The sequence below is a fragment of the Marinimicrobium locisalis genome (assembly GCF_039822625.1).
GTDB lineage: Bacteria > Pseudomonadota > Gammaproteobacteria > Pseudomonadales > Cellvibrionaceae > Marinimicrobium > Marinimicrobium locisalis.
This window is the reverse complement of the sequence record NZ_JBDLLG010000008.1, coordinates 24629-40741: the sequence shown is the minus strand read 5'-3', so window position 1 is coordinate 40741 and position 16113 is coordinate 24629. Positions and strand designations below refer to the sequence as shown.

Below are 16113 nucleotides of genomic sequence, written 5' to 3'. Positions count from 1 at the left end.
CCGCGATTACGGCTTCTTGCACGGCAATGCAAGGCCACTGCTCAATCTGTTGCAATGGCTTCTGCGGGTACCGAAACCACCACCGGTTGAAAAACGCTCAGTGAGCCTGCCTTGCCCACATTGCCAGGGGCGAATGCGTGTGATCGGAATGCGATCCGTTAAAGAGTGCCCTGGTTGATCGCCTAATCCGACAACAACCCGCCATACACCGAAACGGGGAGGGCCAACACCTATGTAAAATCAGCTCGTTCTTTTTTATCGTCACACCGTGGCGAGGATCTCGCTCGCCCTGAAGAAAGGCCACTTGCAACGAGTGGCCCCAAACCGCCCGCCTGAAAACTATTTAATTACCTATAGAGAGAGCGACGGCCTCCGGGCTCGTTCAACAATGAGATAGGTTGCGGCAAGCGCAACATATCCTTATTCGTTATGCACTTGAACCTCCGGTACGCCTTTTGCGTTTTTTTTCAACTTCTATGCAATATTGCTCAGGCTCAAATATTTCCTGAAAATCGTTTTCGAACGTTGAAATCATGCGGTTGAGGCCACCGATAAGCTTATGTGCGTTCTCCGCCGTCTCCCTAATCAAGTCGCCTTTTTCGATATTACTATCTCCGCTATCGTCAACATATCTTTGGGTTGCCACACCGCCATCGTGCTCATAGACGTGGCGGCGCAAGAACATCTTTTTAATAAATGCGCGGTCAGTTGACATTCCCCGTAGCAAATTGATATCAAAGCAGTCCGTTAACAGATTTTCAAATTTATCCAGATTATGGAATAGCAGTCTTTCTAACTGACTTCTTCTTGATTCTTTCATGGGCACACGGGCAATGAGCTGATCTACATAATCCCGCGCAGCTGAATCAAACTCCGATACGGATTGCTTAACCGCGTCAGACGAAGATACTTCGTCCTTCACCAATCGATCTCGGATCTGTTCTAATGCAGCGCGTTGAAACTCCGCAGAGTTTCTCCATCCGCATGAAGAGCAATACCCATATTTTCCACGGATATCATTGTAACTATTACACGCCGAGCATCTAAATTCCGTCTGCTGCGCGGTAGACGTGTAATAAAAGTCCGGTCTCGGCTCATCCGTGATCGAATCAGCCAGAGCATCCATGTCAATAACAACTTCCCTAGTCGAGCCAGGTTCTGCTTCGTGTATAGCTGCGAGCAAAGACTCTATATAGTGTGAGATATATGACTTCTGAGGCGGAGTGAGAAAATGATACGACTCTGCTCTTACGCCACAGTATGGACAGGTCAACGGAAATCTCGAAGGAATACTCTCCGAACGAAAATGCTTATTGCAGTTAGGGCACTCATGGCCAAACTTTCCCTGCGAATCTGACGCCATCATCACAGCTATACAATTCGGATAGGGAGGCGTATTCCAAGGGTCCCCAATACCTCCCATCACTATATTTCCACACGCAAACCCATCTGGGTGAGTATAAATTCCTACAAGACTTGCCGGTCGCGGGGAAGCATGCGAGTAGCCGATTTGATATTGGACATTTCCGTGCTCATCACAAACGATAGTGAAAGTGACTTTTCCACCCGTATGCCCAATTTCGCTGAAATCCTCTCTGGTCATCTCATATCTTCGGTATCGGTTTCATATGTATAACGCTGAAATAAGCGGCAGCCCGACAGGGACGTCCGGTGGACGGCCGCCAGGCCGGGAACGAATTTAATTGACTGGTTAAACGATGCCCAACTCACGCCGCATCTCCCTGAAGATTTGCTCCTGAAGACCAATCAATTCTTGAGCTTCCCCTGAAGCTTCTTCTTGCATGAATTCTTGAACCTTTTGTTGCGCAGCCTCTGGCTGAGCTAAAAAAGTCGTCGCGTTCCCGTTCATCCAGCTCAGAAACGATACCGTTCTCTCCTGTACTTTTTCGAGAGCGGAGACGTAGGACTCAATCAACTCAAGCAGAGGCTCTCCGGCTTCTAGCCGCAGGCCATTCATTTCGTTTTTGAACATCAAAAACTTATCTGAAATATCATTCTGCAGGCTGAGAGTCTTTTTGATGTATTCGATCGTGTTCTCGGTCGAGGGGTTCTCCAAAATCTTGAAGATACCCTCCTGAAATCCGTCCATCAGCGCGCGCCGCTGCTCCAGCGAATAAGAATCCATAAGGGCAAAGTATTTCTTATACTGAGCCAGCTTTCCTTCATAGAGACGCTTCTTCTTATCCAGCTCGAAATCTAGATGGCTTTTCAGCTTGGCCAGATCTTGATCATATTCATACTTAATAGACTGCCGAAGTCGCTCTTTAATCCAGAACGCCCCGATCACGTTTATCAGTATCGCCAGCAATCCAGAGGCTGTGATCGTAGCTAGATCCATTTCTCTCCCTTACGTTTAACGCCGCGTACAGAGGCGCGAGCTTGCGAGCGTCCTGCCGACGCTTGCGGCGGCGAACTGGTACGCATGGTTATGTGGCTGCCGATAGCTACTCACTTGCTTCTCGCTTCAAATCGTGAAGCTCCTGCTCCAGCGTACTGATTCTATTAAGTGCGTCGTTAATGCGGTCGTCTTGATAGCTGTTTTCGCGAGCTCTTACATTCGGCTCGCCAAACGCTTGGCAATAGTTCGCGATAGAAGTTACGGAGAGAATGAATAGTAACAGTGAAAACTCCCAATAACCGCGTACGATACCCACGTAACAAACATAGATTGCGAGTATAGGCAGAAGTACGACGTTAAAAGCCCAATAAGCCTTATGCATAGTAAATACTCACGAAACCAAAGCACACATAACAATATTATTAGACGGAAAGTTTCCGTGTTTAAACCCGGAAACTTTCCGTCTTTCACATTTGGGTGTTTTTATATCATGCCCCATAGGCCGCGTCACTCTTGACTTAGAACGTATTGGCATAAAAACGGTAGCACAAAATACGGAAAATTTCCTTGTGTGGGGTATTCTGATGCAGAAGTTGAGGCGTTTCTCGATCATTTGGTGTTGCAGCGAGAGGTTGCCGGAGGCACTCAGGCGTTGGTTCTGAACACTTTGTGCTTTCTCTATAAGGAGGTCCTGGAGCAACCGCTCTCTCTGAATTTGAAGTTCATTAAGAGCCAGCGGTCTCGAAAGCTACAACCCCTGGCTGCGCAAATACTCATCATAGGAACCATGAAAATCCACCAGTCCATCGGGCTTCATATCGATAATGCGCGTCGCCAGGGAGGAGACGAACTCGCGGTCGTGGCTGACGAACACCAGTGTGCCGGGGTAGTTTTCCAGAGCCAGGTTTAACGCTTCGATGGACTCCATATCCAGGTGGTTGGTGGGCTCGTCCATCAGCATGACGTTGGGGTTGAGCAGGGTCAGCTTGCCGAACAGCATTCGGCCCTGTTCGCCCCCGGAGATGACTCGCACGGATTTTTTTACATCGTCATTGGAAAACAGCATGCGCCCGAGGGCGCCGCGCACCACTTGTTCGTCGCCGGTGGTCCACTGCTGCATCCATTCAAACAGGGTTGCTTCGTGCGCGAAATCGTCGGAATGGTCCTGCGCTACATAGCCCACGTCGGCCTGCTCGGCCCATTTTATGGTGCCGGTATCCGGGGTGACGTCACCGTACAGGCAGCGTAGCAGCGTGGTTTTACCCGCGCCGTTGGGGCCGATGATGGCGACTCGCTCGCCCGCTTCTATACTCAGGCTCAGGTCCTGAAACAGGGTTTTCTCGAAAGCCTTATTGGCCTTGTCCACGACCACCGCCAGGCGGTGCAGTTTTTTGTTTTGGTTAAACCGGATGAAGGGGCTGATCCGGCTCGAGGGTGGAATGTCTTCGAGCTGGATTTTCTCCAGCTGCTTGGCCCGGGAGGTGGCCTGCTTGGCTTTGGAGGCGTTGGCGGAGAAGCGGCTGACGAAGGCCTGTAGGTCGGCGATCTGGGTTTTCTTCTTGGCGTTTTCGTTGTGCAGTCGTTCGCGTGCGGCGGTGGAGGCCGTCATATAGTCGTCGTAGTTGCCCGGATAGATGCGCAGCTCTCCAAAGTCCAGGTCGGCCATATGGGTGCACACGCTGTTCAGGAAGTGCCGGTCGTGCGAAATAATGATGATGGTGCTGTTGCGCTGGGTGAGGATGCCTTCAAGCCAGCGGATGGTGTTGATGTCCAGGTTGTTGGTGGGCTCGTCCAGCAGCAATACGTCCGGGTCTGAAAACAGGGCCTGGGCCAGCAGCACTCGCAGCTTCCAGCCGGGGGCGATGGCGCTCATGGGGCCGGTGTGTTGCGCCTCGGGGATCTCCAGCCCCAGCAGCAGCTCGCCGGCGCGGGCCTCTGCGGTGTAGCCGTCCAGCTCGGCAAACCGCACTTCCAGCTCTGCGACCTTCATGCCATCGTCTTCGCTCATTTCCGGTAGGCTGTAGATGCGGTCGCGCTCGGCTTTGACCTTCCACAGCTCGGTGTGGCCCATGATCACGGTATCCAGCACGCTGTACTCCTCGAAAGCGAACTGGTCCTGGCGCAGCATCCCCATGCGCACGTTGGGCTCCAGCATGACCTGGCCGCCGGAGGGCTCAAGGTCGCGGCCCAAAATTTTCATAAAGGTGGATTTGCCACAGCCGTTGGCGCCGATTAGGCCATAGCGGTTGCCGTTGTTGAATTTGACGGAGACGTTCTCGAACAGGGGCTTGGCCCCGAACTGCATGGTAATATTGGCGGTAGAGATCACAAATGGGTCCAACTGGGAGGTGAGCGCCTCAAAATGGGTAGAAAGGGGCGCAAAGGGGTGCAGTCTACCGGATACCGGCCTTCAGCCCAACCGGGAGACGGTTCGGGCTTGTTTTTTTATAAGCCACCGCTAACATTCATATAGCCGTATTGGAAAGGAGGAGAATAATGACGAATACTCCGGGGTATTCCGCCATTTCTATCATTAACCACTGGGTAACCGCCTTGTTGGTGGTGGCGATGCTGGTATTGGGCTTTATGGCCGCAGCGGCGCCTTCTTCAGAGGTGGGTGGTTTCATTATGTCGGTGCACGTCAGTCTGGGCTTTTTCGTGTTCTGGTTTGTGCTCTGGCGGGTGGCCTACCGCCTTTATCAGGGCTTCCCGCCCACGCAAGGGGAGGTCCGTTGGCAACGCCTGCTCGCTGGGTGGGTACACCGGCTAATGCTCGGGTTGCTCTTGCTGCAGGTCTTTACCGGGCCGCTCTACCTGTTTACCGAGAATGAGGGCATCAGTGTGTTTGGCTGGTTTACGGTGCTGATTCCGCTGGAGAGCTTGGCCATTATCCACGAACCGGTTGAGATCCTGCATGTGATCACCGGCCTCTACATAATCCCCGCGCTCATTGTGATGCACTTTGTGGGCGCCGTGCATTACTTCTGGACTCGCCCCAAAATAACCCCCGCCGATATCTCTTAGCGTCTGGCAGGCCAGTGTGAGCCTGCCTGGCCACCCCCCTCACGGATACGCCGCTCAGCCAGCCGGGGAAGGACGCCCCGGCCGGCTGCGCCAGGCGTTCCGTTATTCGGCTTTTAGCGCTTCGGAGCAGCCCTCTTTGAGGCGCTTGCCCGTAATATTCAGTGTAAGGTTCCCGGAGATGCCGGGAAACTGGGAGGGCATTGTGAGTTTGCCGGTATAGCGCTCACCGTTATCGATCTGGAACTTGCCTTCAGTGCCTGACTCCGGGCAGGTTAGGGTAATCGTAGAGTCCTTTCCGTCCCGGCTAACGGTGTTCTCGCAGCTCGGGTCTTCGGCGAAGTTGAAATCCGCCTCGTCAATATCCTTTTGGGTCATGCACTCCTTTCGGGGTTCGCCGTCAAATAGGCTGAAGGGGTTCATTTCCTCGGCCATGGCCCGGCTCTGCTCGGGGAGGGAGGCCAGCTGCTGCTCCATTTGCTCGATTCGCTTCTCCAGCTCTCCCGAGTCCGAACTCATCTGCATGGTCATTTCCCAGGTGCCGGGCTTGAGATAGATGGACTCGGCCTGGGCGGAGCCGCAGACGAACACGACCCCGGCGAGAGGGAGGAGAAGGCGGCGTTGGATAGAAGTTAGCGTGCCAATCATAACTCGAACTCCTTGTTAACCGTTGTTGGGAGTGGATGAGAGGCGATCTCGCCGCCCCAGTTGGGATTGTGCCCGGCTTGTTGGACGAACTCAAACGATCAGAGAAGCATAGTCGCACACTATATTGATTGTGGCGAATAAATAGTTATGGGCTATGGCGGCCATTAATATATAGAATTTCAATTAGAAGGGTTTGTTTAATAGTATAGCTATCGTCATTTAGCCATCCATTGAAACCAAAGACGAGGAGTTATACTGAATGTCTCGCTACATTGAATCCGAACTGAAACCCTTTAGCGCCCAGGCTTACCATAACGGTGAGTTCGTGAAAGTCAGCGACAGCGATGTCAAAGGCGACTGGGCGGTATTTTTCTTCTACCCCGCCGACTTTACCTTTGTCTGCCCCACCGAGTTGGGTGACCTGGCGGACAACTACGCCGAGTTCAAGAAGATGGGTGTGGAAATCTACTCCGTATCCACCGATACCCACTTCACCCATAAGGCGTGGCACGACTCGTCCGAGACCATCGGCAAGATCCAGTTCCCGATGATCGGCGACCCCACCGGCCGGATTACCCGCAACTTCAACGTAATGATTGAAGAAGAAGGCATCGCCGACCGCGGTACCTTCGTGATCGACCCGGAAGGCCGCATCCAACTGGTGGAAATTACCGCCGGCGGCATCGGTCGCGACGCTACCGAGCTGCTGCGCAAGATCAAGGCTGCTCAGTACATTGCCGCTCACCCCGGCGAAGTCTGCCCCGCCAAGTGGAAGGAAGGGGAAGAGACCCTCGCGCCTTCTCTGGATCTGGTCGGCAAGATCTAAACCCCGCCAGCTTGATTTAGCTTTTCAACACTGGCCCACCTTCGGGTGGGCTCGCTTAACACCACAATTGTTTAACCGCTTAAGGACACACTGATGTTGGATGCAAACCTGAAGCAGCAACTGGACACCTACTTGCAGAAAATCGTCAATCCGATTGAGATTCGTGTGTCCGGTAACGATTCCCCCAAATCTTCCGAGCTGGAGACCCTGGCGAGTGAAATTGTCGAGCTCTCCGGTCAAATTGAGTTGAAAGCCGGCTCGGGTAAGCGCCAGCCGGCCATGGCCATTGCCCCGGCCGGGGAGGCACCGCGTGTGAGTTTCGCGGGCATTCCCATGGGGCACGAGTTTACCTCCCTGGTGTTGGCCCTGCTGCAGGCCGGGGGCCATCCGTCCAAGGCGGACCCCGAGGTTCTGGAGCAGGTACGTCAGCTCGAGGGCGAGTACCACTTTGAGACCTATATTTCCCTGTCGTGTCAGAACTGTCCGGATGTGGTTCAGGCCCTGAACCTGATGGCGCGACTGAACCCGAACATCACTCACGAAATGATCGACGGCGCTCTTTTCCAGAAAGAGGTGGACGAGCGCCAGGTGATGGCGGTACCCGCCGTCTACTTGAATGGCGAGCACTTCGGTCAGGGCCGTATGAGCCTAGACGAGATTGTGAACAAGCTCGATACCGGCGCCGCCGAGCGTAAGGCGGCCGCTCTGAGCGAACGCGACCCTTATGATGTGTTGATCGTCGGCGGTGGCCCGGCCGGCGCGGCAGCGGCCATTTATGCCGCTCGTAAAGGCGTTCGGACCGCACTGCTGGCCGAGCGCTTCGGCGGCCAGGTGATGGACACCATGGGCATCGAAAACTTTATCTCCGTGCCCTATACCGAGGGCCCAAAGCTCTCGGCCGGCCTGGAACAGCACGTGAAAGAGTACGGTGTGGACATCATTACCGAGCAGCGGGCGGCCAGTATCAGCCGCCACCAGATGCTGGACCTGGAACTGGAAAGTGGCGCGACGCTGTCGAGCAAATCCGTCGTTCTGGCCACCGGCGCCCGCTGGCGCGAACTGGGTGTGCCGGGGGAAGCCAAATACCGCACCAAAGGCGTGGCTTATTGCCCGCACTGTGACGGCCCCTTTTTCAAAGGCAAGCATGTGGCGGTTATCGGTGGGGGTAACTCCGGCATCGAAGCGGCCATCGACCTGGCGGGTATTGTTAAGCATGTCACCGTGCTGGAGTTCGGTGACCAGCTGAAAGCCGATGAGGTGCTTCAGAAAAAGGCGCGCTCCATGCCCAATGTGGATATTCTCACCAATGCCCAGACCACCGAAATCACCGGTGACGGCAATAAAGTGACGGGCCTGACCTACACGGATCGGGCCACCGGGGACAGTCATGATGTGGAGTTGGCTGGCGTGTTTGTTCAGATCGGTCTGATCCCCAATACCGAATGGTTGAAGGGCAGTGACCTGGCGATGAACCGCTTCGGTGAAATTGAGATCGACGAGCGCGGCGCGACTTCCATGCCGGGGGTATTCGCCGCCGGGGATGCGACCACCGTGCCCTACAAACAGATCGTGATCTCCATGGGGGCGGGTGCCACCGCCGCGCTGAGCGCCTTCGACCACCTGATTCGCTCCTCCATGGAGGAAGAAGAGCCCGAAGCGGTCGGTCAGAAAGAGGCGGCGGAAACCGTGCCAGCCTAATTCAAAGCTCTCTCTGACTGCACATAAGCGCGGCTTCCCTTTGGGGGCCGCGGTTTTATTATTGCTACACTGCCTTCATTACTACTGATATCCCTGAACCAACGAAGGAGTTGTTATGAAAACCATTGCCGTTCGTAATCCTGCCAGCCTGGACTCCCTGGAAGTCCAAGATCGACCCGAACCGGGAGAGCCCGCTGCGGGCGAGATACGGGTACGTTTGCATGCCAGTTCGCTCAACTTCCATGACTACAGCGTGGTGAGTGGTGTTATGCCCACTGAAGATGGGCGCATCCCCATGTCCGATGGCGCCGGGGTGGTCGAAGCCGTGGGCGAGGGCGTCGAGGAGTTCGCCGTGGGGGACTCGGTGGTCTCTACCTTCTTCCCGACTTGGCAGTCCGGGCCGCCCCCGCTGGGGGATTTCTCCCAAACGCCGGGGGACGGTATTGACGGCTATGCCCGTGAAGCCGTGGTGCGTCCGGTGAACTATTTTACCCACGCGCCCAAAGGCTATAGCCATGAAGAAGCCGCCACGCTAACCACCGCCGGCCTGACCGCCTGGAGAGCGCTGGTGGTGGACGGCCATCTCAAGGCCGGTAGCACGGTGCTGACCCTGGGTACGGGCGGTGTTTCCATCTTCGCGGTTCAATTGGCGAAGATGATGGGCGCCAACGTCATCGCCACCTCCTCTTCGGACAGCAAACTTGAGCGCCTCAAAGAGCTGGGCGCGGACCACGTGATCAACTACAAAACCGAGCCCGAATGGGGCAAGAAGGTGCTGGAGCTGACCGGCGGCCGCGGTGCCGACCACATTGTGGAGGTTGGCGGCCCCGGAACACTGCCCCAGTCCATTCAAGCGGTGGCGATCGGCGGGCATATCGCACTGATTGGCGTGCTGACCGGCGTGGCCGGCGAAGTTCCCACCGCGCGCCTGATGGCCAAACAGGCCCGGTTGCAGGGGCTGATTGTGGGCAACCGCTCGGATCAGCAGGATTTTGTCAGAGCGCTGGAGGTGAGCGGGCTCAAGCCCGTTATTGATCGCACCTTTGCGCTGGAGGAAATGGCGGAGGCTTTCCGGTATGAGGCCTCCGGCGGGCACTTTGGCAAAATTTGCTTAAAGATGTAGCGGGCTCTTAAAGCACCGTGCCTTTACGGAGCGCATGCCAGATCAACCCACACCAAGCGATGGTCCGAGCTGGCGTTGCGGCTCCGAACCAGCCGATGCAAAGTGTGATTCTCTGGCGGCCAAAAAACACCGCTGCCTGCCACTTCCCAGTGAGTGGAGGGCAGCACATAGTCTGCCCGCAAACCCCAGCTGACCGTATGCGCCGCCGCCCGCGAGTCATCCGGGCGTGCCTGCTGGCCGCCTGTGGAGGTGGGGGTGGCCCCGTTGACCAACGGATGGCTTAACAGCGCTCGAATAGCGCCCCGGTGGCTGTCTCCTTCCAGGGGGGAAGCATTTAAATCGCCTAGAATGACGAAGGGCGCATTGTCCGCCAGTCCTCCAGTTTCGCCTTGGTCGTCATAAAGATAAGCGGCGTTGTTCAGGTAATCCACCCAAAAGCGGATTTCATCGTGGTTGCGTTTGCCATTGCGGTCCTCGGGTCCGTCGAAAACCGGTGGTGTGGGGTGGCTCGCCAGTAAGTGCAAAGTTTGCTCGTTCAGCCGCACGGGTATATCCCAGTGAGACTTGGAGGACAAGCGGAATTGCGACCACGCCGCTTCGGAATAATACGGGGTGCCATCGGGGTTAAAGGGCTTTAACGCGTCCGGCATATCCTTCCATAGGAAGTGCTGAAACGTCCGGACCTTGTCGTTATCAATCGGGTAGCGGCTGAGCACCGCCATGCCGTACTGGCCCGGGTAATGCCCGAAGCCGTAGGCATCCTCCGGCAGGGTAATCTCGCCATCGCCGTTACTGTCGAGCGGCATTATCTCTCCGGTGTTAACCGGTGCCACAAAGCGGTACGCGTACTCGATGGGGGGCTGACCGGATTGAGATCGACTGAGATAGTTTTTCTGAAACAAATCCAGCCCCGCCGAGCGCGGCTCAATGGTGTCAAATTCGTTCAGTAGAAGAATGTCCGGCCGTACTCGCTGAATAACTTCCGCGATGTTCCGAATTTGGGGGTGATCGCCCGCCTGCAGCCGTTGTTGAAGCGCGGCGACCGACAACGGCTGGGCGGCATCCTTGTCGAGGTAATTGCCCGCTTCCATACTGACGTTGAAGGAAGCCACTCGAATGGCGCTGGTGCAGGGGTTCATTCCGGTTCTCACTTTTCGCTCGGTTGTACAGCCACTGAGTACCAGTGCCATCATTAAGGCGGCTAACCATCCCGATTTCATCAGGCTCTTCCTGTTGCGTTTAAACCGGTGACAGAATAGCCGCCATGCCTGTTCAATGCACGGACTTTTCCCTGCCATGCAATCGTAACCCAGCGGTCACATTGTCGTCACTGAATCGTCGCTTTTCCGTCCTATAGTTCCTGACCCAGAGCACACGTAAAAGTGTGCCAATGACGTCGTGCCCGGTCGCGGGTGCGTTCTCGCAGTATTCAGGGGATTGATCTATGAAGAAGGCATTGATTCGACGCTCTCTTGGCCTTGCCATCGCCACCGCCATGGGTGTCGCGACAGCGCCGGGCCTGGCTCAGCAAACCAGCTCCGCCATTCAGGGGATTGTGACCGACGCCAGCGGCAAGCCGGTGGACGATGCCCAGGTAGTGGTGACCCACACGCCGACCAACAGTCGCAACCAGTTGATGACCAACGACGCCGGGCGCTTCAGTGCCGACGGCCTGCGTGTCGGTGGTCCTTATACGGTCACCATTCGCTCCGATGAAGGTGAGCGTACCCTTGAAGACCTCTACCTGACCTTGGGTGATGCCCATTCCCTGGAAGTTGTGCTTCGCTCCGTTGCCACGGAAGACATCGTGGTGGTGGGCAACATCCTGGAGCAGGAATTTGCGGCGGTCGGCCCCAGCTCCACCTTTGGTGTGAGCGACCTGCGCAACGCACCGGCGATCAACCGGGACCTGAAAGACGTGGTCCGTCTCGATCCGCGCATCTACGTGGACGAAGCCTTCGGCGATTCGATTCAGTGCGCCGGCGCGAATCCACGCTTCAATAGCCTGACGGTCGATGGCGTTCGCATGAACGACAATTTCGGTTTGAACAGCAACGGTTATCCCACCGAGCGTATGCCGTTTCCTTACGATGCCATCGAACAGGTGGCCGTGGAATTGGCGCCCTTTGACGTTCAGTACGGTGGTTTCAGCGCCTGTAACATCAACGCCGTGACCAAAGCCGGCAGCAACGAGGTGCACGGTTCGGTGTTCTTCGACTACACCGACGATTCCTTTACCGGTGACTCACTCGAGGGCGACAAGATTGATGTGGCCCCGTTTGATGAACAGCGCTACGGTTTCAGCGTGGGCGCGCCGCTGATTCAGGACAAGCTGTTCATCTTCGCCGCTTACGAAAAGCTGGAAGGGGTCGACACGTTCAATCGGGGCCCGGTCGGCACCAATGTGGCCACGCCCGTGGAAGGCGTCAGCGTGGAGCAGGCGAATGAGATCGCGCGTATTGCCAACGAGGTCTACGATTACAACCCCGGCGGTTTCCCCACTAGCCTTCCGGTTGAAGACGAGAAGTTTCTGGTCAAGCTGGACTGGAACATCAGTGAAGATCATCGCGCCGCATTGACCTATAACTACAACGATGGCTACAGCATCGCGGAGTCCGATGGCGACCCGGATGAGCTGGAATTTTCCAACCACTACTATGAGCGCGGTGCCGAGCTAACCAGTTATGTTGGCCAACTGTTCTCTGACTGGAGCGACCAGTTTTCGACCGAAGTGAAACTGGGTTATCAGGAACTGGATAATCGCCAGCTGTCACTGGCGGGCGTGGAGTTCGGGGAGTTTCAGATAACCACACAAAATGACCACGACAACGACGGCAACCCGTCTGAGGCGACCGTTTACCTGGGTGCGGACGATTCCCGCCATGCCAACAAACTCAGCTACGAAACCTTCAACCTGAAACTGGCCGGCACCTACGCGCTGGACATGCAAACGTTCACCGTCGGATACGAGCGTGAAGAGTTCGATGTGTTCAATATGTTCATCCAGGAGTCCGAAGGGGAGTACCGGTTTGACTCCATCGAAGACTTCGAAGCCGGCACGCCCGGTACCATCATCTATGAAAACGCGGCGGGTACCAACGTCAAGGCCGACGCCGCCGCCGAGTTCGGCTACGCCATCAATACCCTGTACGCCCAGGACGAATTCTACTTTGGCGGAAATGAGCTCACCGTAGTGGCCGGTCTGCGCTACGACTGGTACGAAAGCGATGACGTGCCGGCCTGGAACCGGGACATCTACTTGACCTACGGGCTGGACAACGAGCAGAACCTGGACGACCAGGACCTGCTCCAACCCCGTCTTGGTTTTAACTGGAACGTGACCAACGCGATGGAGCTGCATGGTGGTGTGGGCTTGTATTCCGGCGGCAACCCCAACGTCTGGATTTCCAATAACTACTCCAATGACGGTGTGACTCAGATTGAAGTATCGGACAGCTCCGGCGCCTCGGTATTTGATATGGATTTTAACGGTGAGGGCCGACCGGGCTATGACGTTCCCCAGGCACTGTACGACCGCGTGGCCGCTGGCGATGGTCAGGCCGGCGGTGTGAACCTGATGGACCCGAACTTCAAGATCCCGTCGTCCTGGAAGTACGCCTTTGGCGGTAGCTACGATTTTGGGAACGATCTGGTTCTGTCAGCCGACCTGTTGTACAGCGAAATGCAAGACGCCGCTATTATCAAGGACATTTCCCGTGTACAGACCGGTACGGCCATCGACGGGCGATCCATCTACGGCAGCATCGACGGCCGCAGCCAGGACTTTATGCTTACCAATGTGAAGGGCGATTCGGGCAAGGCATTGACCGTCTCTCTGGGCCTCAGCAAATACTTCGACTTCGGTCTGGAAACTGCCTTTGGTTACGCCTACAGCGATGCCGAAGACGTCAATCCCATGACCAGCTCCGTGGCGTTCTCCAACTACACCAATATCGCCACGGCCGATCCGGAAAACCCGGGTACGGCCACGTCCAACTACAACATTCCCCACCGCTTCACCACGAAACTCGCTTATGAAAAAGCCTTTTTCGGAGATTATCAAACCCGTATTACACTCTTTGGCTCGGCCAACGAGGGTCGTCCCTACAGCTACGCGGTCGATAATGGCTACCTCTTTGGAGACTCCACTGGGTTTGCTCAACGCCACCTGCTGTATGTGCCCACCGGGGTTAATGATTCAGCTGTCGTGTTTGGCGACGAATTCGATACTGACGCTTTCTTTGCCTGGGTAGATTCCGAAGGCCTGAATCGCGGCCAGATCATGGAGCGTAATGACCTGTACAGTGACTGGTGGGTCAAGTTTGACCTTAAGCTGGAACAGGAACTGCCGGGCTTCTCTCGCGACCACCGCTCTTCGCTGTACATGGTGGTGGAGAACCTGGGCAACCTGATCAATGATGATTGGGGTGTTCAGTACGAGGCCGGCTTCCCACGAATCCAAACCGCCGTGAACGCCTCAATGGACGATGAAGGACGCTACGTTTACCAGAGCTTCCGCGACCCGGCCGGCCCCACTCGCGAGGGTGGCCCGTCTCTGTGGGAAATCCGCGTTGGTGTTCGCTACGACTTTTGACGCATAAAACCTCAAGGGACAGGGAGGCTTGTATTGCGTGATGGGCTGGCGGTAAACTCCGGTCCATGAAACGCGTCTCCCTGATCCTTTTTCTGATGCTCGTGTCGTTTGCGAACCTTGTGTTCGCAGCGGACTGGCACGAGCGCGCGGCGGGAGACGAGCTCGCGCTGGAGGCCATGGCTGAAGGCGGCGAGGTAACGGAGCACTCCGATCACTCCCACCCCCCTGGCGGCAACTGTATGCACAGCCACAGCTGTCACGCCCACGCCCATTTATTTTCCATCGATACCGACGGTTACAGCGCTGTTGTCACCGACGGTGATCGCTGGCTGGCGGTGAACCTGCCGCTACCTCCCCAGCACTTTATGGCACCGGATGTGCCGCCTCCCATCGCCTGATAACGGTTGTACCTGTCACACCCAGTGACGTCCCTATTCAGCGGTATCGAGTAGTCGATGCTCGGTACTCGTACTCCGTTATGAGGAACCCGTTATGTTGCTTGAAATTATCCGCCGGTGGCGTTGGCGGCTGCTGGTCGTTGCGCTGATCGGTAGTGGGGCCGTGGCTCAAGGGGAGCCATCGCCGCCATCAGAGGCCCGTGAGCCGTTGACCTTGCGTGAGGCCCTCGCCCGTAGCCTCGAAAAGTCCCCGGCCTTGGCCAAGTTCCCCTATCGCGAACGAGCCGCCGAGGCGCGCGCCTTGCAGGCGAGCCTGAGCCCCAATCCCGAGTTGTCCCTGAAAGTCGAAAACCTGGCGGGCAGCGGTCGGTTTGAGGGAGCCGACTCGGCCGAAGTCACTCTGGCCTTGAGTCAGGTTATAGAACTCGGTGATAAGCGCCGCCAGCGTCAGTCCGTGGCGACCCTGGCGGGAGAGCAGGTACAGCGGACGTACGAGCGCTCGCGGCTGGAGGTGCTGACAGACACCGCCGGGCGTTTTCTGCAAGTGGCGCAGGCCGAGCGGCAACTGGCTCTGGCACGCACCGCTCAATCGCTGGCCGGTGACGTCGAGCAGGCCGCCCGCCGCCGGGTGGACGCGGGCCACACCAGCGCGGCGGACCTGAGCCGCGCGCGCATCGCCCGGATACGCGCCGAGCTGGACGTCCAGGCCACCCAACGCTCCCTGGCCATCCAGCGGCGCCACCTGGCCGCCAGTTGGGGCCGTACCCGAGCGGACTTTGGCCCGGTGAGTGCCGAGCTGTTTGCGTTGCCGGAGATTCCCGATTATGACGCGCTCTCTGCCCGGCTCGAAGACTCCCCGATGATGGAGGAGTTGTTAACCCAGGAGCGTTTGCGCGAAGCGCAGTGGCAGCTGGCCCGCGCGCGAGGGAAGCAGAACCTGCGGGTGGGTGCGGGTATCAAGCGCTTTGAGGACACCGGTGATCACGCTTTTACTCTTAGCGCTTCCATCCCCCTTGGCGTGCGCGACCGAAACCAGGGAGAGGCCCGCGCCCGGCGTGCGGAGTACGAGCAGTTGGCCAGCGAGCGTCGAGCACTGAAAGTGGAGCTGAACAATGCCCTGTACCGAGCCTACCAGCAACTTACCCAGAGGCGCACCGAAGCCAAGGTGTTGCGCACACAAGCGCTGCCCGAAGCTGAGCGAGCGCTGAAACGCATCCGCGACGGGTACGCCCGAGGCCGCTACTCCTACCTGGAGCTAACCGACATGCAGCGCGAGCGGCTGGCCCTCGAACGGGAAGCCATCAACGCCGCCGCCGATTTCTTTCAGGCGCTGTTGACTCTGGAGCGCCTGACGGGTGAGCCATTGACTGAATCCACGGCACAGGCATCGAATTTTGCGACGGACGCAACCGTGTCCGATCAGCCCAATAACCCATAAAGGTATCC

12 protein-coding genes and 1 pseudogene are annotated in these 16113 nt (G+C 56.7%); 8 read left to right on the top strand and 5 right to left on the bottom strand.

Annotation, left to right across the window (positions count from 1 at the left end; all coding sequences use genetic code 11):
* Positions 1-427: 427 nt before the first annotated feature.
* Both AAE514_RS06815 and AAE514_RS06810 read right to left on the bottom strand, forming a co-directional pair.
* Positions 428-1126: a hypothetical protein gene (locus AAE514_RS06815; protein ID WP_347330778.1), complete on the bottom strand. Its 699-nt coding sequence runs from the start codon at positions 1124-1126 to the stop codon at positions 428-430.
* Between the two features lie 585 nt (positions 1127-1711).
* Positions 1712-2359: a hypothetical protein gene (locus AAE514_RS06810; protein ID WP_347330777.1), complete on the bottom strand. Its 648-nt coding sequence runs from the start codon at positions 2357-2359 to the stop codon at positions 1712-1714.
* A 571-nt stretch (positions 2360-2930) separates the two neighbouring features.
* On the opposite strand from AAE514_RS06810, the pseudogene AAE514_RS06805 reads away from it, so the two are divergent.
* Positions 2931-3053: pseudogene (locus AAE514_RS06805) on the top strand (phage integrase N-terminal SAM-like domain-containing protein); the annotation flags it as partial.
* Positions 3054-3107: 54 nt separating this feature from the next.
* Here the strand turns inward: AAE514_RS06805 and AAE514_RS06800 are convergent.
* On the bottom strand, positions 3108-4688 hold the full coding sequence (locus tag AAE514_RS06800; RefSeq protein ID WP_347330776.1) for an ABC-F family ATPase: 1581 nt from the start codon (positions 4686-4688) through the stop codon (positions 3108-3110).
* Positions 4689-4855: 167 nt separating this feature from the next.
* Here AAE514_RS06800 and AAE514_RS06795 point away from each other — a divergent pair, with 167 nt between their 5' ends.
* Entirely contained in the window at positions 4856-5383 is a 528-nt protein-coding gene (locus tag AAE514_RS06795) for a cytochrome b (RefSeq protein ID WP_347330775.1), read from the top strand.
* Positions 5384-5485: 102 nt separating this feature from the next.
* On the opposite strand, the gene AAE514_RS06790 is transcribed toward AAE514_RS06795, so the two are convergent.
* A complete protein-coding gene (locus AAE514_RS06790) occupies positions 5486-6028 on the bottom strand; it encodes a DUF3617 domain-containing protein (RefSeq protein WP_347330774.1) in 543 nt (180 codons plus the stop codon).
* 259 nt (positions 6029-6287) lie between these two features.
* Between AAE514_RS06790 and ahpC the strand changes: the two genes are divergently transcribed.
* The 3 genes from ahpC (at position 6288) to AAE514_RS06775 (ending at position 9675) form a co-directional block, all read left to right on the top strand.
* Entirely contained in the window at positions 6288-6854 is a 567-nt protein-coding gene (gene ahpC / locus AAE514_RS06785) for an alkyl hydroperoxide reductase subunit C (protein ID WP_347330773.1), read from the top strand.
* 93 nt (positions 6855-6947) lie between these two features.
* Positions 6948-8552: an alkyl hydroperoxide reductase subunit F gene (ahpF, locus tag AAE514_RS06780; protein ID WP_347330772.1), complete on the top strand. Its 1605-nt coding sequence runs from the start codon at positions 6948-6950 to the stop codon at positions 8550-8552.
* A gap of 115 nt (positions 8553-8667) precedes the next feature.
* Positions 8668-9675: a zinc-dependent alcohol dehydrogenase family protein gene (locus AAE514_RS06775; protein ID WP_347330771.1), complete on the top strand. Its 1008-nt coding sequence runs from the start codon at positions 8668-8670 to the stop codon at positions 9673-9675.
* Between the two features lie 23 nt (positions 9676-9698).
* Here AAE514_RS06775 and AAE514_RS06770 read toward each other — a convergent pair whose 3' ends face one another.
* Positions 9699-10814 (bottom strand): endonuclease/exonuclease/phosphatase family protein, encoded by a 1116-nt coding sequence (locus AAE514_RS06770; protein WP_347330770.1) that lies wholly within the window; start codon positions 10812-10814, stop codon positions 9699-9701.
* Positions 10815-11119: 305 nt separating this feature from the next.
* Here AAE514_RS06770 and AAE514_RS06765 point away from each other — a divergent pair, with 305 nt between their 5' ends.
* The 3 genes from AAE514_RS06765 (at position 11120) to AAE514_RS06755 (ending at position 16105) form a co-directional block, all read left to right on the top strand.
* Positions 11120-14269 carry a TonB-dependent receptor gene (locus AAE514_RS06765; RefSeq protein WP_347330769.1) on the top strand — a complete coding sequence of 1050 codons (3150 nt, stop codon included), beginning with the start codon at positions 11120-11122 and terminating at the stop codon, positions 14267-14269.
* Positions 14270-14334: 65 nt separating this feature from the next.
* Complete coding sequence (locus AAE514_RS06760; protein ID WP_347330768.1) at positions 14335-14667, top strand: hypothetical protein; 333 nt, start codon at positions 14335-14337, stop codon at positions 14665-14667.
* 94 nt (positions 14668-14761) lie between these two features.
* Positions 14762-16105, top strand: coding sequence for a TolC family protein (locus AAE514_RS06755; protein ID WP_347330767.1), 1344 nt, complete (start codon positions 14762-14764; stop codon positions 16103-16105).
* Positions 16106-16113 lie beyond the last annotated feature (8 nt).

Coding starts and splice junctions, on each gene's coding strand:
- AAE514_RS06815 (WP_347330778.1), bottom strand. CDS start 1,126: ATGGATGCTCTGGCTGATTCGATCACGGATGAGCCGAGACCGGACTTT.
- AAE514_RS06810 (WP_347330777.1), bottom strand. CDS start 2,359: ATGGATCTAGCTACGATCACAGCCTCTGGATTGCTGGCGATACTGATA.
- AAE514_RS06795 (WP_347330775.1), top strand. CDS start 4,856: ATGACGAATACTCCGGGGTATTCCGCCATTTCTATCATTAACCACTGG.
- AAE514_RS06790 (WP_347330774.1), bottom strand. CDS start 6,028: ATGATTGGCACGCTAACTTCTATCCAACGCCGCCTTCTCCTCCCTCTC.
- ahpC (WP_347330773.1), top strand. CDS start 6,288: ATGTCTCGCTACATTGAATCCGAACTGAAACCCTTTAGCGCCCAGGCT.
- ahpF (WP_347330772.1), top strand. CDS start 6,948: ATGTTGGATGCAAACCTGAAGCAGCAACTGGACACCTACTTGCAGAAA.
- AAE514_RS06775 (WP_347330771.1), top strand. CDS start 8,668: ATGAAAACCATTGCCGTTCGTAATCCTGCCAGCCTGGACTCCCTGGAA.
- AAE514_RS06770 (WP_347330770.1), bottom strand. CDS start 10,814: ATGAACCCCTGCACCAGCGCCATTCGAGTGGCTTCCTTCAACGTCAGT.
- AAE514_RS06765 (WP_347330769.1), top strand. CDS start 11,120: ATGAAGAAGGCATTGATTCGACGCTCTCTTGGCCTTGCCATCGCCACC.
- AAE514_RS06760 (WP_347330768.1), top strand. CDS start 14,335: ATGAAACGCGTCTCCCTGATCCTTTTTCTGATGCTCGTGTCGTTTGCG.
- AAE514_RS06755 (WP_347330767.1), top strand. CDS start 14,762: ATGTTGCTTGAAATTATCCGCCGGTGGCGTTGGCGGCTGCTGGTCGTT.